The organism is Streptomyces sp. CBMA29 (assembly GCF_014596445.1).
GTDB lineage: Bacteria > Actinomycetota > Actinomycetes > Streptomycetales > Streptomycetaceae > Actinacidiphila.
The window spans coordinates 18051-37437 of sequence record NZ_MECL01000071.1 but is presented as its reverse complement, the minus strand read 5'-3'; the positions used below and the strand labels follow the sequence as shown (position 1 = coordinate 37437).

The window sequence follows — 19387 nt, the reverse complement described above, 5'->3', positions numbered from 1 at the left end:
GTCGTGCGGCGCGGTGTCCGGCCCTGCGTGTCGGCGGGCCTGCGGCCCGGATGTGCGGTGCGGGCGGGCTACCCGCTGCCGCCCACGGGCCCGACACAGCGCCCGGCCCAGCTCCGGCCCTCCTCGGTGGGCGGACCACCGGCGAGCGCGTCCTTCAGTTCGGTGAGCGCGGCGAGGTCCCGTGGGCTCAACTCCCGTGCGCCGTCCATGTACGTGGTCGCGTGCGCGGGCAGTTCCCGCAGCAGTACGACCGAGGTCCCGGCGGGCGCGGTCCACGTCCCCAGCACGCGGAATCCGGTGCCCGGCGCGAAGACGACCTCGCCGTCCGCCGCCAGATCACCCACCTCGCGCCCGGTCGTCGACCAGATCGCGTAGCGCACAGCGGTCCCGCCCTCCGCCGGAATCCGGGCCAACGCCCCTACCGGAGCCGGGTCCTGGAGCAGCGCGCCCACCCGCGGCTCGGCACCGTCCGCCGCGCCGCCGCGCAGGGCCACGCCCCGGTACGACGGCAGCCGCCGCAGCCCGGACGCCACGCACCCGGCGTACGCCTGAGAGCGCGCCTCCCCCGCCCGCAGGCCCCGCGCCAACTCCCTCTGGCACAGGGGCCCTTCGTCCGCCGTGAGATACGCGTGCACCGCGACCAGATCGAGCCGCGCCGCCTCCCGCTCGTCCCCGCGCAACGCGAGTTTCCGCTCCAACAGCCCGTCCACCGCGGCGGCGTGCCCCTCCCAGCCGTCCCCCACCAGCTCGCGGAACACCGCCCGTTGCCCGGCGGTGCTGACATGACCGGGCAGCACCAGCCGGGGCGTCTCCCGCCTGACGGCCAACGGGGCTGGTGGCTCCGCCTGTTCGCGCTGAGCGTCGGGTGCGGGTGTGGGTACGGATGCGGGGTCAGTGTTGGAGTCGGGTTCGAGCACGGGGTCGGGCACAGGCACGGGCACGGGGTCAGGTGAGACGACGAGTGCGCGTACGAGCGCCGAGCCCCGCAGGGGTGCGGTGATCGCGGATGCCGACCGCGTCGGACCCATCCCCCGGCTGTTCGTGCGCGGGCCGGGAACGGCCGTACGGCCCGCCTCGGCCGTACCGTCGGGCCGTTCACCGCCCCGCTCCCCCGGAGCACCCGGCGCGGAACGGTCGCGCGCGGCGGCATCCGCCTCCTTCGCCGGCGTGCGGACGGGTGTTGCGTCGGCGCCGCTGTCCTGGGCCGGGGACGCACTGTTGGTGGGCACACTCGCGGCGGCCGGACGGCGTACGGGCTCCGGTGCCGGTGCCGGTGCCGGTGCCGTCAACTCCCTCACGGCAGGCGGCCGTTCACGGGGAGCGTCGGGCGTTACGGCCACCGGCGCGGGCGGGCGCGGGGACGGCCCTGGCGCCGGGTCCGGGCGGGACGGGGTCTGCCAGGAGGGCGGGGCGGGGCGGGCGGCGGTGACGTAGCGGATGCCGCGTACGCCGTGTTCCGCCGCCAGGCGACGCAGGTCGGCCTCGCCGCCGGTGAGCCGTCCTCGCACGAGGAGGGTGGTCCTGGCGCGGGCCGTGGCGCCGAGGCCGGTGAGCAGGCGGGACAGCGCGGTGAGCAGGGAGGCGTCCAACCGCTGTCCGGGCGCGCCGAGTTCGATGGCGCAGGTCTCGGGGTCGACGGCGGGTCCCACGAGCGGGGGGCGGGGCGTGTCCTGGGCCCACAGGGCGAGGCCGGAGCGCGTCACCGTCGCCTGCCAGCCGTCCGTGAGCCGTACGGTGCCCGGTTCGGTGCCGCCGGGAAGCCAGTCGGGCGGGAGGCTGCCGAGCAGCCGGGGCATGGGTGTTCTGCCCCGCGCGTCGGTCGGGAGGCACGCGACGGCGGTGACGTACGGCTGCCAACTCGGTTCGCCGTCGCGGCCGATCAGGGTCGGGCGGGGTACGGCGCCGGGCGGCGCGTGGTCGGCGAGCAGCGGCAGGCCGGTCAGGACGTCGACCCGGCTGTCCAGCGTGTCGGCGACCGTGTGGGCCAGGCGCAGCAGGTCGGCCTGTCCGCCGGGGGCGAGGCGTACGCGGGCGCGGTGTTCCGCCGGGAGCGCGGACAGGACGGCGGCCACCTCGTCGGCGGCGACGTCCTCCGCGTGCGGCGCGCCGACCAGCACGACGGCGTGCGCGGAGTCGAGCGGCACCGCGAAGCACAGGTCGTCGGGGCGCGGACCGGGAGCGTCGGCGGGGCGGATCACCAGGCCCGCCGGTATCTGCTCGACCACGCAGCCGCCCGATGTCCGCGTGGGCACGCGGCCGACGGCCTCCTGCCAGGCCGGTGCGGGCGCGCGGGGGCCCAGCCTCCGGGGCGCCTCGCCGGGCGCGAAGCGCCACCAGCCGCCCTCGGGACGGTCGTCGCCCCGGACGAAGAGGCTGCCGCCGGGCGTGATGAGAACGACGCCGTCCGGCGCGAACACCTCGAAGCCCCAACCGTCGGCGATCCTGCGGGCGGTGCCGGGACGGCCGGGCCGGTCGTCGCCCGCGCCGGACAGGACGAGGCGGACGCGGCGGGTGCCCTGCGCGCGCAGCGAGTCCAGGAGGGTGACCAGGCGCGGCCAGTGGCCGCCGCCCTTGCCCTGTCCCGCACCCTCCGAGCCGACCATGACGGTGACGATGTCCGCCTCGGCGCCGAAGGTGTGGGCCACTTCGGCCAGGACTGCCATCGGGAAGGAGTCGTCGTCCACCGAGCGGACCAGGAGGACGCCGTCGATGTCCTCGACGAGGGGGGCGGGGACGGACTCCGCCGCACGGGCGGCGCGGCCCGTACCGGCCGTAGCGCTCGTACTGCTCGGACGGGTCGCGCCGCCCGAACCGCTCGCGCCGCCGCCCTTGCGGGACAGGCGGGAGGCCCAACGGCTCATGCCTCGCCCTCCCCGTGATCCCCGTACCGTGCCGTCGTGCGCGACGGCGACCGCGGCCGTCCCGCGCCCTGCCGGCTCATGTGGCCGACCCGCACGGCGTCAGCGCGCGAGCGACCGGACAACGATGTCCGTCACCTCGCGCCGTACCGGACGCGTACCGCTCGCGGACGTAGGGGAGACACCCCACCACCTGCCCTCCCCTGCCCAATCCCGGCCGACCGGAACGACGTTGCCCGGCAGCCGGTGTCCTGCCTATTCCTGTGGAGCGATAATTGGCCCTATTGGTTGGGTCATTCAGGCATCCAGATATATCAGACCCCAATGGCACCACGGTGTCGGACCGGCCAACGCCGCGTGGCCGCCCGCCGCAGGACCCGGCCGAAAGCACCGCGGCCGACCGCCCTGTCGGCCTTCCCGCCCCTCGCGTCCCTATCCCTCCGGACGCTCAGCACGGGGCCCAATCGTGCTCAGATGGTGACCAACTCCTGCTCAGCCACGGGGAATCGGGGATCGCCGTCAGTAACATCGCGTCCCGTCCCCCGCTTCCCGCACCCGAGTGCCGTCCCGGCTCCCGTGATCGTCCACAGGAGAGGTCCGTGTCAGCGGCATTGCCATGCCTATTGACCTGTTTGGCGAGAAGTTCATTCGCTCCGTCCCGGCCGAGGAGCAGTTCAGCTATCCCGTGAACGTCGTTCTCTCCCTCCGCCGCGAGCGGACCTCGGCCCTGCTGCGCGCCCTGCGCGCCCACCACCTGCTGCCCGCGCTGTGCCACCCCTGGGGTTCGGAATCCGCCTACGGCACGCTGCTGCGCGGGGCCGGGACCCCCCTCACCGTGCTGGACGTCCCGAGCCCGCGCGGGACCGGCGATCTGGGCCAGCGCGTCCACGCCCTCAGCCACCTCTCGTCCGTGGTCGTGCTGGTGCCCGACCGTACGGACTCCGTGGACCTGTTGCTGGCCGGCGCCGCCAACGTCATCCCGCGCGACACGGACCCCCGTGAACTGGCCGGCCGGATCCTCGCCGAACGGCGGTGGCTCGACACCAGGTCATCGCCCCGCCGGCCGCTGCCGGACGCGCCGCGCCACGGATCGCCACGCCCCCGACGCGGCACCCAGCAGGTCCTGTTCGACATCCTCCGCACCACCGCGCGCCCCTGGTGCTGCCACGACCTGTGCCTCCTGCTCGGCGCGGCCGACGAGCCGATGACCCGCCGCGCCTTGCAGGCCCGGATCGTACGGCTCAACGAGCGCCTGGCGCCTGACGGCGTATCAGTCGACTGCGCCTCCCAGTGGGGCCGCACCACCTTCAAGGGCCTCACCGCCGAACCGCCAAGGGAGGAAGCCCCGTTGAGGCCCGCGTGAGGCCCGCCCGAAGCCCGCGTGAGGCCCTCACGGGGGCGGGCCTCAGGCGGTACGCGCCGCCAGGATGCCTTCGACGCCTTGAAGGAAGGTCTCGGAGATGAGCTCCGGGTCGAAGAGGCAGCCCGCGGCCATCGCTCCGTCGCGGAGCATGACGAGGTGGCGGCCGGCCGCGTCGGCGGGGTCGTAGCCGACCCGGGCCAGCAGGTCCGTGACGGTGTCCAGGAACCACTGGCGGTGGGCCAGCACGGCCCGGTGGATCGGGTGGGCGGGGTCGGGGTACTCGGCCACCGCGTTGAGGAAGGCGCAGCCGCGGAAGCCCGGGGACCGGATGCCCTCGGTGATGGACCGGGCGACGGCCCGTACCTGGTCGGCCGCCGATCCGGCGCCCGCGAGGGCGGCCTCGGCCTGCGCGCGCAGCCCCCGGTCGGCCTGGTCGAGATAGGCGAGGACGAGTTCTTCCTTGCCCGAGAAGTGCCGGTACAGCGTCGCGCGGGTGACCTGCGCCTCCGCGATGACGCGGTCGACGCCGACGGAGTGGATGCCCTCCGCGTAGAAGATCCTCGTCGCCGTGCCGAGCAGCCTGGCCCGCGCTTCGGACGTGCTGCCGCTTTCTGTGCCCCGACTCATGGGTCCGAGCGTACCAAAGCGATGAGGGAGAACGTTCGGTCTTGACAGCGGCCGCGGCGGGCCTTTAGATATTCACGAGACCGAACGTTCTCCCTCATGGCTCCCTCGTGGGTGGTACGCCCTCGGCGCCGCCGCCCCTCGCAGCTCCCCACGCCCTTACCGGAAGGCACCCCCATGGACACTCTCGTCGGCACCGCCGCCCCCACCAGCGTCCCCGTGACCCTGCGGAAGCTGTACCTCGTACGGTTCGCCTTCGCCGCCGTCTGGGCCGCCCTGCTGTTCGCGAGCGGCGACTCGCTGAACCCGCTGAGCGGGGCGCTGCTGGTGGTCTATCCGCTGTTCGACGTGGCCTGCGCCGTCGTGGACGCCCGCTCGGTCAACGCGAACGCGGGACCGGTCCGCGGCCTCTACGTGAACATGGCGCTCAGCGCCCTCACCGGTGTCGGCCTCGCGATCGCCGCCGCCTCCGGCATCCCCGCGGTCCTGCGCGTCTGGGGCGCCTGGGCCGTCACCGCGGGCCTCGTCCAGCTCGTCGTCGGCGCCGCCCGCCGCCGGATGGGCGGCCAGTGGCCGATGATCGCCGGCGGCGGCATCTCCGTCCTGGCCGGGGCGTCCTTCGTGGCCCAGGCGGGCAAGGACGATCCCTCCCTGCGCAACCTCGCGGGTTACGCCTTCCTCGGCGGGGTCTTCTTCCTCGTCTCCGCGCTGCGCGTCAAGCGCGCCGACAAGCCCGCCTGAACGCCCCTGGCCCGGCAGCGCGTTGTCGCGACCACGCGTCGTCGCGGCTACGCGTCGTCGTGCCGGGCGGCCAGGATCCCGATCAGCCGCGCCCGTTCGGCCTCCGTCGCCCCCGGCAGCGTGATGCGGTCCCCGCCGACCTCCAACACGACCGTCGTGTCCGGCCGTTGCCGCGCCAGCCAGCCGCTGACCGCCGTGATCAGCGTCGTCAGCACGCCCCCCGACGCCGCCAGCGTGATCACCAGGGCCGCCCACGAATGCGCGTCCCCCTTCGCCCCCTCCGGCGCCGCCCCGCCCCGCGGGCGTACGTCCCGTACCCCGTCCTCGTCGCCCGCCAGCAGCTCCGCCCGCAACCCCCGCGCGGCCCGCTCCACTTCCCCGTCGTCCGCCCCGTCCCCGGGCACCACCCGCACCACCACTTCGACGCCCACGCTCTCCCCCAACTCCCCCGACTCCCGCACCGACCCGACCCCGCCATTCTCCCCACCCGCCCCTCAAGCCGCCCAATCCCGCAGCCCAGCGGCCGGGTTACCGCGAGTGCGAGGCGAGCGAGAGCAGCAGATGCGACGATTCAGGATGCTGGAAGTCCGAGTGCGCCCCGGCGGGTGAAAGCCGGGTCCCCCAGCCACCCCGGTAGAGCCATCCCGCGTCCACGTTCACGATGCGGTGGTCGAGATCGTCCAGCCGGTACGCGGTGCGCGTGGTCCGCAGCCGGATCGAGGACTGCGGTACGGGCGTCCTGCCGACGCCCGAGTGACCGATCCCCGACGCTCCTTCCGCCCGCAGATGCCAGAAACCCGTCGCCCGGTCCCAGCGGGAGTGGGTGAGCACCAGCGGACCGCGCAAGGGCGCGCCCGCCCGGCCGGCGGCGGGGAACAGCGAGGTGAAGGAGTCGGTGAACGCGTCGCGCGGCGCGGCCATCTGGAAGATCAGCATGCTGTCGACGGTGAAGGGCCGCCGCGGGTCGGCGGCGGCGCTCCAGCCGAGTACGCGTGGCCGCGCGGGCCGTTCCGTCGCCCACTGCACGGCCTCGCACAGGAACCGGCCGCCCAGCGAGTGCCCGACCAGATGCAGGTACTGCCCGTGCCGGTTGGCCAGCACCGCGGGGTCCGCGGGGTCGGCCCTGTGCGTGTCGAGGTAGCCGAGGAGGTGGGAGAGCACATACGGCGCGTGGCCCGTCCCGGCCGCGCTCATGGCGTGCGCCCGGTCCCGGACGGCGAGGAATCCGCCGAGCGAGACACGGCTGGACGAGGGCCAGCGCACGACGACGACCCAGGGCCGGTAACCGTCGCCCACCCCGGGGTACATCCGTCCGCGCGCCGCCCGCAGGGTGATCGCCTGCCGTACGAGGGCCGCCGCGCGCCGCGACGCCGCTTCGGGAGCCGTCTGCCACCCGTGCGCGTACACGTAGATATCGGTGGCGCGCTCCGGGATGCGCAGATTCTGGGCCAGGTACGCGCCGACGCGGTCGGTCGGCACGGGCGTACGGGTGCCGGGGACGAGGAGCCTGCCGCGGTCGTCGAGGTCGATCTCCCGTACGACGACGTCGGGGCCCGCGCCCCGGCCGCGCTTCCCCGTCCTTATCACGCCGCCTTCCCCAGGCTGCTGTCGATGCCGCAGTGCAGCGAGTAGACGAGGGCCAGCGGGTTGTGGAACTCGGTGGCGAAACGGCGGACCAGGATCAACGCGATCTCGCCCGCGGTGTGTTCGCCGGCCAGATAGAGCTCCAGGAAGGCGTACGCGTACTCGGTGGCGAAGAGCTGCGGCACTTCGATCTGGGGTCCCAGCACGCCGATCGCGCCCATACCCACGAACGCCTTGCCGAGGTGCTCCAGTTCCGTACTGCCCGCCGCCTGCCCGGTGTGACAGGCGTTGAGCAGGATGAACGGCGTGAAGCGCCCCTCGCCCCGCTCGTAGCGCCGCCGTTTGCGCTTGAGCAAGGACGCGTCGATGTCGGTCTGGTCGGACAGCCTGACCACGAGATGGGGCTGGGACGAACCGTTGGCCACGAAGTGCCCGTGGCACCAGAAGTAGATGACCTCGTCGTCCAGCACGGGCGAGCCGAGATCCCGCAGGAAGTCGTCGGACCGCTCGCACACGGTGAGTTCGGTCTGATCGTCGAGGAGCTTGTGGACCTCACGTGCCCGGCCGACGGTTTTCAGCAGGATGTCGGTGTTGATCCGGGCGACGGGCCGCGGGCCCTTGCGCCGCCACTCGCGCTGCGGTGCCACGTGGTTCTCGCCGGTCTGCTCCACCTGGTGCCGGTGGCCGAGGAACGCGTTCCACGAACCGTCGCTCTCCCGCTCGGGATCGGTGGCCATCATCGTCCACGGCAGATGGACGTCGGAGTGGAACGTGACGCGCAGGGACTCGGCGCCGCCGAGCTTCCCGAGCAGGAAGTCCCGCACCGCGGTCAGCTCGTGGCCGGGCCCGCCGAGCAGGTCCACGAGGAGTTCGTGACCCTCCTCGACCAGGAACCGGGTGAGTTCTTCCGCGACCTGGGCGAGCTGGGAGAGGTCGGCCTCCTCCGTCAGGGGAAAGCCGCCGACCGGGGCCGTCCCGTCGTCGGGCGACTCGTAGTTGATCAACCGGTCGCGCCACAACGAGCGCAGTCGGGCGCCCGCGTTGACCGCCCCGGTGGCGCTGGTCGACAGGCGCGCCGAGTGGACGCCCGCGTTGGGCGACCGCTCCTTCGGCGCGAGGACGGTGAGGTGCAGCTCGTCGGTCCGCTCGCGGTGGAGCGACACCACGAGGTCCAGCGGTGGCACCGCGGGCGCGCCCTGCCGCTGCTCACCGGCACGCGGCGGCAGCACGGAATAGTGCGACGACGGATCGTCCAGTACGTCGACAACGGCGTCTTGAGGGAATGGCATCGGTCTCTTCCTGCTGTCCCTTGTACCTGCACTGCACCTGCACCTGCACCTGCACCTGCACCTGTGGAGCGGCGTCTCTACGAAGCGTCCGGAACGTCGAAGCTCGCCTCGACCTCCTGGAGCACGACCCCGTATTCGCGGTCGTACACGGTGAATCGGATGCGGTGCACTCCGGGCTCCACCGCCGTGAAGTCGAAACGCGGGGGTTCGGATCCCGGTGAGTACTCCGCCGTCGCGGGAGTGACGTATGCCTGCGTCCTGGCGGAGAGCACGAGGAGCAGCGTCGGCGGGCCCGCCTCGGATTCGCCCGCCTCGGCCTCGGTGTCCGGGCCGCCCGTACGCTCCAGGCGCCATTCGATGGAAGCCGCCCGGCCGACGCGCGGCTCGGTGAGGATTCTGACTCGCGGCACCCAGTCGCGGCTGGCGCGGGCGAAGCGGCGGCGGAGCACGGCCAGTCCGGGATGTTCACGTCCGAGCACCTTCTCCCACGCGCGGAGGATGCCGGCGAATTCGCTTCTCGGCACCTCGTCGCCGCGATGGACCCGGGCGAGGGCCAGTTCGCCGCGGGTTTCCAGGGTGGCCGGGTGGTGGGGCCCGAACACCTCCTCGCGACCGGCGTGGACGCCTTCCAGCAGTTCGACGGCGGCGGCCCAGTCACCCGACTCGCCAAGGGCCCTGGCCACGTTCTCGGCCAGTGCGGGATATCCGTCGCGCGGCCGGTGCGCCGCGGTGACCACGGTGGTGACGAAGTCGCCGCGTTCGTCCGGCGACCGGTGGGCGCGGCCCAGCGCCCTGACGCTCTCGGGGTGCCCCGGTATCCACAGGCGTGCGCGGTCCGCGAAGAGCTGCTCGTACGCGGCCACCGCCCGCTCCGGCTCGCCCGCCTGGAGGAGCGCGTAGGCCAGGTCGACGCGGGAGTCGAGCACCAGCGGATGGTCGGGGCCCACCCTGCGAAGGCGTTCTTCCACCAGGCGCTCACAGGTCTCGACGGCCCGGTCGGGCAGACCGGTCTCCGTGTGAACGAGCGCGAGTCTGCTCAGGGCACGCAGCGTGGCCCGATGGGACGGCCCGTGAACGCGGCGGAAGTCCTTTGCGATGTCGGTCAGTTGACGGATCGCCTCGGCCACGTCGCCGTTGTCGCGGTGGGCGAAGGCGAGATCCGTGCGGCATCCGAGGACGCTCTCGTGGTCGGGGCCGTTGATCTCGGCGAGGGTCCTGATCAACTCCCCCAGTTCGGCGATCGCTTCCTCGTACCGGCCCCGCAGCCGGTCCACCCGGGCCAGGCTCCGCCGGTTGTCGAGGACGTCCTGGTGCCGCTCGCCCTGCACGGCGACCCGGTCGGCGATCAGCCGGCGCAGGTGGTCCGCGGATGTCGCGTACTCCCCCGCGTCCCGGTACACGAAGGCGATCCGGCCGCGAACGGTGAACGTACCGACGTGGTCGTCGCCGTACAGCCGCGCGCGGTCCGCGACCAGCGCTTCCAGCGTCCGGATCGCCTGGTGATGGGAGCCCGCGTCCCACTGGACTTGGGCCAAGTGGCGTCGCGTGTCCAGGACTTCGGCGTGGTCGGGTCCGAAAATCCGCTGATAGTCCGTCAGCAGGGTCTCGATGTCGGCGATCGCGCGGCGGTAGTCGAGCGCCGCCCGGTGGTCGTACGTGAGGTACTTACGCGAGAGGAGCGTGGCGTGGTGGCCGGGGCCCTGGATGCGTGTGCGGTCCTCGACCAGCCGGGTGTCCCACTCGACGGCCGACCGGTGATCCGCCGCCCAGCGCAGGGCATGAGCCATGTCCTCGCGCGCCTCAAGGGTGTAGACGTGCTCCGCGCCCTGAAGCCGGATACGGTCCGCCACCAGGCTCTCGCACTGCTCCTTCCCCTGTTCGTTGTTCTCCGTGAACAGGTGAGCGAAGGCCCGCCACATACGGGCGTTGAGGGTCTCGCTGTGGTCGGGGCCCTGGACGCGGAGCCGCGCGGCCACCGCCTCCTCGTAGCAGGCGAGGGATCTGGCGTAGTCCTTCGCGGTCCGCAGCGTTGACGCCACGTCCTCCCTGGCGGCCAGTGTCGCCAGGTGGTCGGGCCCCTGGACGCGGAGGCGGTCGGCGAAGAGAGTCTCCAGGTCGGCCAGGGCCCTTCTGACGTCGCCCGCGTCGCGACGGACGACGGCGAGGCCCCTGCGCGCGTCCAGCACCTCGGGGTCGTCGACGCCGTCGGCCCCCGTACGTATGCGGATCGACAGCTCGTAGAGGCCGATCGCCCGCGCGTGGTAGCCGGCGGCACGGCAGGACTCGGCCAGATTCTCGCGGGTGCCCAGGACGGACGAGTGCCGCTCGCCCTGGACGCGTATCCGGTCGTCGAGCAGCGCCTCGAAGGCGGGGATCGCCCGCTCGTGGTCGCCGACAAGCTTGTGGGTGAAGGCCAGACCTTCTCTGGCCTGGAGAGTGTCGACGTGGTCGGACCCCTGGACGCGGGTGCGCGCGGCCGTCAGATCCTCGAAGACCGTGGTCGCCCGCGCCCAGTCCCCCGCCGCCCACAGCGCGTAGCCGAGCGAGGCCCGCGCGGACAGCGCGCTGGGGTGGTCGGCCGGCCGCAGCCGGTTCCACGCCTCGACCAGTTCCGTGGCCAGGCGGACCGCTTCGGCGTGGTCCCGCGCGGCCCTGCGGCTGTCGCGCAGAGCTTCTTTGGCGCTGAGGACATCGGGGTGGTCGGGGCCGAGCGTACGGGCCCGTTCTTCGGTGATCTCCTCGAAGTCCGCCGCGGCGCCCGGGTAGTCGCCTGCCGCCCTGCGGGCGAAGGCGAGCGAGGAGCGGGACATCAGTACGTCGCGGTGGTGCGCGCCGAGAGCCGCCGCCTCGTCGGCGACCAACCGCTCGTACACGGCGACGGCTCGGCGGTGGTCCCCCGACAGGCTGTGCAGATAGGCGAGGTTCGCGCGGCTGCCGAAGGTGCTGGGGTGGCGCGGCCCGAGCACCCGCTTATGGTCGGCCGCCAGCGCGGTGCCGGCCTCGACGGCCGCGCGGAAGTCACCGACATCGCAGTACGCACGCGAGAGCCAGAGGCGGGTGAGCAGGGTCGCGACGTGGTCCCCGCTCCTGATCCGGGTCTCGTCCGCGACGAGCCGTTCCAGATCCCGGACCGCCTGCCGGCTGTCCCCCGCCAGGTTCCTGGTGTTCGCCAGCGACCTGCGGGCCTGGAGCGTCCGTGCGTGGTTCTCGCCTCTGACCCGGGCGAACTTCTCGACGAGTTCCCCGTAGAGCTCCTCGGCCCTCGGGTAGTCGCGGGCCGTCGAGTGGACGTAGGCGAGGTCGTCCACCGCTTCGAGGGCGTCGGGGTGGTCGGGCCCCAGCACTCTGACGCAGTCGGTCACCAGCTTTTGGGCGTCCGCCTTCGCCGCGTGCGCGCCGTGCGCGTCGACCAGCGCGTACAGCAGGTCCCGGCGGCTGCCCAGCGTGTCGGGGTGGTCCGCGCCCTGCGTGGCGGCCCGGTCGCGGGCCACCTCCGTCCACAATTCGAGTGCCTTGACGTCGTCGCCCGCCGCCGCGTGGGCGTCGGCCAGCCATCCTCTGCTGGTCAGGGTGTGCGGGTGGTGAACGCCGAAGAGGCGCTGACGGTCGGCGACCGCCTGGGCGTACGTCGTCAGCGCGGTGCCGTGGTGGCCCGCCTGGAGGTGGGCGTACGCGAGGTTGCTGCGGCTGGCGAGGGTGTCCGGGTGACTGTCGCCGAGGACTCGGGTGCGGTCCCCGACCACGGCCTCGAAGTCGCGGACGGCGTCGGCGTACAGACCGGCGCGCTGCCGCGCGTAGGCGAGGGCGTTACGGCTCGACAGCGTGGCGGGGTCGTCCTCCCCGAGTTCTTCGCTCCGCTGGAGGGTGACCACGGCGTACTCCGCGACCGCGCGCGGCGCGTCGCCCGCCTTGCGATAGGCGTACGCCAGTCCGTCGCGCGAGGCCAACGTGGCCGTGTGGAGCGGCCCTTGCAGCCGTGACCGCGCCTCCCACACCTCGCGGCGCAGCCGTACGCCCTCCTCGGGGTCCCCGACCTTGCTGTGGGTCACCGCCAAGTCGTCTTTGCTGTCCAGCGTCTCGGCCGCCTCGGCGCCCAGCAGCCGGGTCTGCCCGTCGACCACGGCCGTCAGCAGCGGCAGCGCGAGGACGCGGTGCTCGCGCGCGACGAGGACGTGCGCGGCGCGGCGGTAGAGGGCGATGACCTCCAGGGTCGGTTCGTCCGAGGGTTCGGTGGCCGCGAGAGCCTGGATGTGGGGGAGGTTGGCCGCCCAGAGGCGGTGGTCGTCTTCTTGGGGTGGGGCGGCTTCGGTTCGGGCGGCTTCGGCCAGGGAGGCTTCGGTGATGCTCCGGGCCAGGACGTGCTTCGCGCGGGCGCGGTGAACGGCGCCGTCGGATTCGGCGCGCAGCATCGTACGCAGCAGGCGGTGCACGGTGATGGTGCCGTCCCCCGGGGTCACCAGAGCGTAGGCGGAGAGCACGTCCAGCGCTTCGCGTACGTCGTGTCCCTCGTCCTCGAGCGACCGCAGCATGTCCGTGGACAACGGCTCCGGCCCGTACCAGGCCAGCAGTTTCAGCAGGTCGACCGCGAACTCCCGCTTGCGGCGGATCGCCGGGAGACCCAACTGCCAGATCCGGCGGATGATGTCGGCCGCGGACTCGTCCACGGCGCCCGCGTCCCACAGGGCGTCGGGCGTCCGTCCGAGCCGCGTGCGGTACTCCTCGAACCCCAGCCCGGTCTGGCGCAGATACGCTCCCGCCTGCGCGAGGGCCAGCGGCAGCCGTCCCAGATCGGCGGCGAGCAGCCGCGCCTGGTCCCGTTCCGCGCCGCTCGCGCCGCCGTACGGAAGAGCGCCCTGGCAGAGCAGTTCGGCCGCCGAGTCCGGGTCGAGGACGTCGAGGCGGATCGCGCGCGCCGCGGAGTGCCACCCGGAGGCCCTGCGGGTGGTGACCAGTTGATGCCCGTACCCGAGCAGGCGGCTGATCCGGGGGTTGAGGTCCACGGGGTTCTCGGCGTTGTCGTAGACGACCAGCCAGCGGTCGCGGTGGTGGCACAGCCACCTCAGCGCCCACTCGGTACGGACCTTGGGCTCGGCGGTCAGCGCCCACGACGGGTGGAGGAATCCGGCCAGGTCCCCGAAGGCCGCGTCGATCTGTTCCTCGGTCTCGGCCGACACCCACCAGATCACCCGGTAGTCCGCGCCGGAGTTCCTGGCGTAGTCCAGCGCGAGCGAGGTCTTGCCGACACCTCCGAGCGCGCGCAGTGTGTCCGCCTGGCAGACGACGCCGACGCCTTCGGTCAACGCCTCTCGCATTTGGGCGAGTTCGCCGCCGCGTCCGACCAACTCCCTCATCGCCGTGCGGGGAAGATTGGTCAGCGGCTCCTCGGGAAGCACACCGGCGATGGCGTCCTGGGCCGCCTGCGGCACCACGGTGGCGCGCTGCTCCGTATGCGGATTGCCCCCTTGGTGATCGGTCTGGGAGGCGTTCCCGCCCTCGAAGCCGCCCTGGCCTCTGCCCCGCAGGGCAGGCCACGCGCCGATCTCCCCGACCATGTCCATCTCAGCGGGTACGCCTGAACTCTAACCAGGACGTTAACCAGGCTTCCGACACCGAACCCACCACGTTTTCCCCCCTGCGCCCCAAGATCGTGTCCCCTGAGCTGATACACCCTCAACTGTACGGTTTCGCAAGGGCCGTTGTCAGGCAAGCGGTCAGGATCGGGCCATGGGGCAGGAACGGCTCCCGCAGGACTCGGCCCGCCTGCTCGACCACGCCGGTTCCGCCGTCACAGGGCGCTGTTGCTGTCACAGGGCGCTGTTAACGTGCGCCCATGCCCCACTCGGACGACCTGCTCCGCCGGATCGCCCAGGACCCAGCGCTGGCCGCGACGCTGGAGTGGCACGGCGACTTCGACATCGAGCGCCGCGATGCCGCGACCCGCCTGCGCGCCACCGCCGCCCGCACCGCCCCGCCACGGCCGACGGCCGGCAGCCGCCGTTGGGCCGTGCGCCATCGGGCATGGCGCCGGACGCGACCGCGCGCACCGCGTGGTGCGTCGCGGTTCGGACGGTAAATAGCACTACGCCGCCGAGCGGGTCGAGTGTGCGGCCTCATGTACGCGTCAGCGCGCGAATCGCGTGGCGATCTTCCTACTGTCGGGAGTATGCGAACTACTTCACTCGCCCCGGCCCTGGTCTGTGTCACGACCGTGGCGGTCGCCTGCCTGGTGGCCCTGCCCTCCGCCGAGTCCGCTTCCGCGGCCCCGAGAGCGGCGATCGGCAATCCGGTCGAAGGCAACCAGGGTTTCGGCACCATCGTCGAGCACGACGCCCTGCTGGGCAGCACCGAGACCGAGGGCACCGTCGCCATGGGCGGTGACCTGTCGTTCGGCCCCGGCTACAACGTGGCCATCCACACGCCCGGCACGTTCACCGACACCGGCGACGCCCGGCCGACCGCGCTGTTGGTCAACGGCCGCGTCAACACGGCCGACAGCGCCCCCGACGGCGTGTTGCGCGTGGAGAACGGCGGCTACGTCAAGATCGGCGATCCGACCGGGGTGTCGTTCCTGGACCGGGACTCCAACGGCGCCGCGGTCTCCACCCGTGTCGTCCCGGCCGACGCCGGCTACGACGCCACCCCGCGGATCGAGCTGACCACCGGTCAGCCGTCCGCGTCGGTGGCTCCCCACCCGGACCTGATCGACTTCCCGTCGCTGTTCACCACGTACCGCGGGCGCGCCGCGGCGATGGACGCCTGCGCGACGAACGTCACCCTCGACGACGCCCAGGGTGCCCCCCTCGACCCGCAGTCAGGTCTCGCCGACGGCACCCAGGCGTACGTCACCCTGACGCCGGGACAAACCAACGTCCTGCACATCACCGGTGACGACCTGAACCGTCTGTCCGTCCTGACCTTCCGGAACCAGCCGAGCGCGGACACGCCGTTCGTCGTCGTGGTCGACACCACCGGCACGGGCGGTGACTACTCCTGGCAGAGCGTCCAGCTCGCCGGGGTCAGCGGTCCCCAGGCCCCCTACATGCTCTGGGACTTCCCCGACGCCACCTCGATCGACATGGTCTCCGGCGACAGCCTCGAGGGCACCGTCTACGCGCCCGGTGCGGACTTCACGGACCTCGACTCCTCCAACATCGAGGGCGACATCGTGGTGCGCTCGCTGAAGGCAGGCCCCATCGACGGCAACGGCGGATACGTGAACGCCGGCGAGATCCACGACTTCCCCTTCGACGGCGACATCAACTGCGGCACGGCTCCGACCACCCCGCCCACGACGACGACCGACACACCCGTCACGCCGACGACGCCCCCGACGACGGTCCCGACCACCCCGCCCACGACCCCGCCGACCACGTCGCCCACGACGCCTCCCACGACCCCGCCCACCACGTCGCCCACGATGCCTCCCACCACGCCGCCGACGGCTTCGCCCACCTCCTGCCCGCCCTCGGACAAACCCACCTCCGGCTACGGCCACTGAGTCCCGGTCCGCCCACCGGGACCGCACGGTAAAGCTCCGTAACTACGGTCTCGTCGGCAGGTGATCCAACACACCGACCTGGAAGCATACTGGAGTATGGTTGATGTATGGCTACCAAGAAGGTGACTATCACTCTCGACGAATCTCTGGTTGAAGCCCTGGCCGGAGCCGCCGAGGAAGAAGGCATTCCGCTCTCCCGCCTCGTCGCCGGAGCAGCCGAACGTGAGCTGCGCCTGCGGGCCGGCCGGGCGGTCATCCAGGAGTGGCAGGCAGAACACGGCTCCTTCACCCCGGAAGAGCTCGCCGCGGCCCGCGCGGAATTGGCCAGCGCCGACGCCGAGTACCTCAGCAGCCCGGGAGCCTCCGCCGCGTGAACATCCCTTACCTGTATGACGCCGGCGTACTGATCGCAATCGACAACGACGACCGGCGTATGTGGGCACGCCACAGCCTGGCGCTGGACGACGGCCGGGACATCCACGTCCCGTCCGTCGTCGTCAGCCAGGCATGGCGGGACTCCCGCCGCCAAGTGCGGCTCGGCAAGTTCCTCGCCGGGTGCCACGTCGTGCCCGTCGGCCTCGAAACCGCCAAAACCGCAGGCATTCTCTGCGGCAAGGCCGGCACCTCCGACATCGTCGACGCCACCGTCGTGACCATGGCAACCAGCCTCGGCGCCATCATCTGGACGTCGGACCCCAACGACATCCGCAACCTCATCGACGCCCAGGACGTCAAACCTGCCCTCGTCATACGCGCTGTCTGACCATCGACGATCTCGTCAACCGCCGTCGGCGGTCACAGGATCGTCGGTCGTCGCCGACAGGGCTGGCCCCCCCTCGAACCAACCCCGCCTGACCTGCAAGTTTGCGAAATGGTGCCACCTAGGCCAAGAAAACCCGCTAGACGTTGAAGCGGAACTCGACCACGTCGCCGTCCTGCATCACGTATTCCTTGCCCTCCATGCGGGCTTTGCCCTTGGCGCGGGCTTCGGCTACGGAGCCGGTGGAGACGAGGTCGGCGAAGGAGATGACTTCGGCTTTGATGAAGCCCTTTTGGAAGTCGGTGTGGATGACGCCGGCGGCCTCGGGGGCGGTGGCGCCGCGCTTGATGGTCCAGGCGCGGGATTCCTTGGGGCCAGCGGTGAGGTAGGTCTGGAGGCCGAGGGTCTCGAAGCCGACGCGGGCGAGGGTGGCGAGGCCGGGCTCCTCCTGGCCGACGGACTGGAGGAGTTCGAGGGCTTCGGCGTCGTCGAGTTCGACGAGGTCGGACTCGAGCTTGGCGTCGAGGAAGATCGCCTCGGCCGGGGCCACGAGGGCGCGCTGCTCGTTCTTGAACTCCTCGTCGGCCAGCTCGTCCTCGTCGACGTTGAAGACGTAGAGGAACGGCTTGGTGGTGAGCAGGTGCAGCTCGTGGAGGAGGGTGCCCTGCTCGGTGCCCTTGGTGATGCCGCGGGAGAAGAGGGTGTCACCTGCGGCCAGGATCTCCTGGGCGGCCTCGGCGGCGGCGAGGACCGCGGCCTTCTCCTTCTGGAGGCGGGCCTCCTTGGTGAGGCGCGGGATCGCCTTCTCGACGGACTGGAGGTCGGCGAGGATCAGCTCGGTGTTGATCGTCTCGATGTCGTCCTTGGGCGAGACGCGGCCGTCGACGTGCACCACGTTGTCGTCCTTGAAGGCCCGGATGACCTGGCAGATCGCGTCGGACTCGCGGATGTTCGCGAGGAATTTGTTGCCCAGGCCCTCGCCCTCGGAGGCGCCGCGGACGATGCCCGCGATGTCCACGAAGTCGACGGTCGCGGGCAGCACCCGCGCCGACCCGAAGATCTCCGCGAGCGTGCCGAGGCGGGCGTCGGGGACACCCACGACTCCGACGTTCGGCTCGATCGTGGCGAACGGGTAGTTGGCCGCCAGCACGTCGTTCTTGGTCAGGGCGTTGAAGAGCGTCGACTTGCCGACATTCGGCAGACCGACGATTCCGATGGAGAGCGACACGTGGAGACTTCCCGGAGCGGTGGGCTGGTGGGTGTTCGGACGGCCACCAGTCTACGGGCCGCCGCCGTACCGCCCGGCCGTCCGTCGAACACCGGCCCGAGGGCGTCCGTCGAACACCGGCCCGAGGGCGTCCGCGAAAGCCTCACCCCGCCCCGGAGGGGCAAAGCGCGTGTCCCGCCGTGCGATCACCCGACTGCCATGCCTACTGTAAGTATGTGGACCAACACAGTGTGCGATCAGGTGCCGCTCCGGGACCCGGCGGAGAGGCCACAGTCGGGGTGTACCGCGCCCCGCGCCCCCGGCAGGCGGTCATGGCCACCGCGGTACGGCAGACCGTCCACCGGCTGCGTACCGCCCAGCGGCCCAGGCCACGGCTGACCGGCCTCGGCACCGGGCTGCTGACCACCGCCGTGACGGTCACGGGCGGCGGGATCGACGTCCTGCTCTTCGACGGCCCCGGCGTCTTCTTCGGCCTGGTCTTCGTCGCGGTGTGCGCGGCGGCGGCGGTGTACGTACGCCCGTACGACCTGGTGGCGGCCCCGGTGGCGGCGCCGATCGCCTTCGCCGTGGGCATCGCGCTGACCGCCGACAGCGGGGGCGGCGGCCTGGCCGGTCATCTGCTCGGCGTCTTCACCGGGCTGGCGCTGATGACCGGCTGGCTCTACACCGGGACGGTACTGGCCGCCGCGATCGTCGGGATCAGAGCTTTGCGGCTGCCATCGCGGCGCCGACGATCCCCGCGTTGTTCTGGAGTTCAGCGGGAACGATCTCGGCGCTGATCCCCTTCACCAGGGGCAGGAACTTCTCCGACTTGCGGCTGACGCCGCCGCCGATCACGAACAGGTCGGGCGAGAAGAGCATCTCCACGTGCGCCAGGTACTTCTGGAGCCGGTGCGCCCAGTGCTCCCAGCTCAGGTCCTCGTCCTCGCGGGCCTTGACCGACGCCTTCTTCTCCGCGTCGTGCCCGTGCAGCTCCAGGTGGCCCAGCTCCGTGTTGGGCACCAGATGGCCGTCCACGAACAGGGCGCTGCCGATGCCGGTGCCCAGCGTCAGCATGATGACCGTGCCGCCCCGGCCGCGGCCCGCGCCGAACGTCATCTCGGCGACACCCGCCGCGTCCGCGTCGTTGAGCACCACCACGGGCAGGCCGAGGCGGTCGCCGAGCATGCCGCGCGCGTCGAGGCCGACCCAGCCGCCGTCCACGTTGGCCGCCGTACGGGTGGTGCCGTCCACCACCACCCCGGGGAAGGTCACGCCGACCGGGCCCGACCAGCCGAAGTGCTCGATGACCTGGTGCACCCCGTCGATCACCGACTCCGGGGTCGCGGGCTGAGGGGTGTCGATCTTGTAGCGGTCGTCCGACAGGGCGCCCTGGTCCAGATCGACCGGAGCGCCCTTGATTCCCGTACCACCGATGTCCACACCGAACATATTCATGGCCC

Annotated in this window: 15 protein-coding genes; 7 read left to right on the top strand and 8 right to left on the bottom strand. The window is 72.2% G+C overall.

Annotated elements, in window-relative coordinates; genetic code table 11:
• Positions 1-68: 68 nt before the first annotated feature.
• Complete coding sequence (locus BGM09_RS10995; RefSeq protein WP_188281319.1) at positions 69-2861, bottom strand: hypothetical protein; 2793 nt, start codon at positions 2859-2861, stop codon at positions 69-71.
• A gap of 613 nt (positions 2862-3474) precedes the next feature.
• On the opposite strand from BGM09_RS10995, the gene BGM09_RS10990 reads away from it, so the two are divergent.
• Positions 3475-4221, top strand: a complete 747-nt coding sequence (locus BGM09_RS10990; RefSeq protein WP_188281318.1) for a hypothetical protein — start codon at positions 3475-3477, stop codon at positions 4219-4221.
• A gap of 42 nt (positions 4222-4263) precedes the next feature.
• Here the strand turns inward: BGM09_RS10990 and BGM09_RS10985 are convergent, their stop codons facing one another.
• Complete coding sequence (locus BGM09_RS10985) at positions 4264-4848, bottom strand: TetR/AcrR family transcriptional regulator (protein WP_188281317.1); 585 nt, start codon at positions 4846-4848, stop codon at positions 4264-4266.
• Positions 4849-5022: 174 nt separating this feature from the next.
• On the opposite strand from BGM09_RS10985, the gene BGM09_RS10980 reads away from it, so the two are divergent.
• Positions 5023-5586 (top strand): hypothetical protein, encoded by a 564-nt coding sequence (locus BGM09_RS10980; RefSeq protein ID WP_188281316.1) that lies wholly within the window; start codon positions 5023-5025, stop codon positions 5584-5586.
• A gap of 47 nt (positions 5587-5633) precedes the next feature.
• Here the strand turns inward: BGM09_RS10980 and BGM09_RS10975 are convergent, their stop codons facing one another.
• The 4 genes from BGM09_RS10975 to BGM09_RS10960 form a co-directional block, all read right to left on the bottom strand.
• The gene (locus BGM09_RS10975) at positions 5634-6017 is read right to left on the bottom strand and encodes an effector-associated constant component EACC1 (protein WP_188281315.1); all 384 of its coding nucleotides are present in this window, start codon (positions 6015-6017) and stop codon (positions 5634-5636) included.
• A 97-nt stretch (positions 6018-6114) separates the two neighbouring features.
• Complete coding sequence (locus tag BGM09_RS10970; protein ID WP_223186642.1) at positions 6115-7173, bottom strand: hypothetical protein; 1059 nt, start codon at positions 7171-7173, stop codon at positions 6115-6117.
• On the bottom strand, positions 7170-8459 hold the full coding sequence (locus tag BGM09_RS10965; protein WP_188281314.1) for a CHAT domain-containing protein: 1290 nt from the start codon (positions 8457-8459) through the stop codon (positions 7170-7172). Before BGM09_RS10965 ends, BGM09_RS10970 begins: the two co-directional genes overlap by 4 nt.
• A 77-nt stretch (positions 8460-8536) precedes the next feature.
• Entirely contained in the window at positions 8537-14017 is a 5481-nt protein-coding gene (locus BGM09_RS10960) for a tetratricopeptide repeat protein (protein WP_188281313.1), read from the bottom strand.
• Positions 14018-14289: 272 nt separating this feature from the next.
• On the opposite strand from BGM09_RS10960, the gene BGM09_RS10955 reads away from it, so the two are divergent.
• From BGM09_RS10955 to BGM09_RS10940, 4 genes are all read left to right on the top strand, one after another.
• Positions 14290-14532, top strand: coding sequence for a hypothetical protein (locus BGM09_RS10955; RefSeq protein ID WP_188281312.1), 243 nt, complete (start codon positions 14290-14292; stop codon positions 14530-14532).
• A 90-nt stretch (positions 14533-14622) separates the two neighbouring features.
• Positions 14623-15957: a choice-of-anchor A family protein gene (locus BGM09_RS10950; protein ID WP_188281311.1), complete on the top strand. Its 1335-nt coding sequence runs from the start codon at positions 14623-14625 to the stop codon at positions 15955-15957.
• A 107-nt stretch (positions 15958-16064) separates the two neighbouring features.
• On the top strand, positions 16065-16331 hold the full coding sequence (locus BGM09_RS10945) for a hypothetical protein (RefSeq protein ID WP_188281310.1): 267 nt from the start codon (positions 16065-16067) through the stop codon (positions 16329-16331).
• Positions 16328-16720 (top strand): PIN domain-containing protein, encoded by a 393-nt coding sequence (locus tag BGM09_RS10940; protein WP_188281309.1) that lies wholly within the window; start codon positions 16328-16330, stop codon positions 16718-16720. The genes BGM09_RS10945 and BGM09_RS10940 overlap by 4 nt, the downstream gene beginning before the upstream one ends.
• A 136-nt stretch (positions 16721-16856) precedes the next feature.
• On the opposite strand, the gene ychF is transcribed toward BGM09_RS10940, so the two are convergent.
• Positions 16857-17945 (bottom strand): redox-regulated ATPase YchF, encoded by a 1089-nt coding sequence (gene ychF, locus BGM09_RS10935; protein ID WP_188281308.1) that lies wholly within the window; start codon positions 17943-17945, stop codon positions 16857-16859.
• A gap of 215 nt (positions 17946-18160) precedes the next feature.
• Between ychF and BGM09_RS10930 the strand changes: the two genes are divergently transcribed.
• Positions 18161-18724 (top strand): DUF6542 domain-containing protein, encoded by a 564-nt coding sequence (locus BGM09_RS10930; RefSeq protein WP_223186641.1) that lies wholly within the window; start codon positions 18161-18163, stop codon positions 18722-18724.
• Here BGM09_RS10930 and ppgK read toward each other — a convergent pair.
• The gene (gene ppgK / locus BGM09_RS10925; RefSeq protein ID WP_188281306.1) at positions 18645-19382 is read right to left on the bottom strand and encodes a polyphosphate--glucose phosphotransferase; all 738 of its coding nucleotides are present in this window, start codon (positions 19380-19382) and stop codon (positions 18645-18647) included. The genes BGM09_RS10930 and ppgK overlap by 80 nt on opposite strands.
• Positions 19383-19387 lie beyond the last annotated feature (5 nt).

Excerpts from the sequence above, each read along its gene's own strand:
- BGM09_RS10950 (WP_188281311.1), top strand. The coding sequence starts at position 14,623 with ATGCGAACTACTTCACTCGCCCCGGCCCTGGTCTGTGTCACGACCGTG.
- BGM09_RS10945 (WP_188281310.1), top strand. The coding sequence starts at position 16,065 with ATGGCTACCAAGAAGGTGACTATCACTCTCGACGAATCTCTGGTTGAA.
- BGM09_RS10965 (WP_188281314.1), bottom strand. The coding sequence starts at position 8,459 with ATGCCATTCCCTCAAGACGCCGTTGTCGACGTACTGGACGATCCGTCG.
- ppgK (WP_188281306.1), bottom strand. The coding sequence starts at position 19,382 with ATGAATATGTTCGGTGTGGACATCGGTGGTACGGGAATCAAGGGCGCT.
- BGM09_RS10955 (WP_188281312.1), top strand. The coding sequence starts at position 14,290 with ATGCCCCACTCGGACGACCTGCTCCGCCGGATCGCCCAGGACCCAGCG.
- BGM09_RS10995 (WP_188281319.1), bottom strand. The coding sequence starts at position 2,861 with ATGAGCCGTTGGGCCTCCCGCCTGTCCCGCAAGGGCGGCGGCGCGAGC.
- BGM09_RS10960 (WP_188281313.1), bottom strand. The coding sequence starts at position 14,017 with ATGGACATGGTCGGGGAGATCGGCGCGTGGCCTGCCCTGCGGGGCAGA.
- BGM09_RS10990 (WP_188281318.1), top strand. The coding sequence starts at position 3,475 with ATGCCTATTGACCTGTTTGGCGAGAAGTTCATTCGCTCCGTCCCGGCC.
- BGM09_RS10980 (WP_188281316.1), top strand. The coding sequence starts at position 5,023 with ATGGACACTCTCGTCGGCACCGCCGCCCCCACCAGCGTCCCCGTGACC.
- BGM09_RS10985 (WP_188281317.1), bottom strand. The coding sequence starts at position 4,848 with ATGAGTCGGGGCACAGAAAGCGGCAGCACGTCCGAAGCGCGGGCCAGG.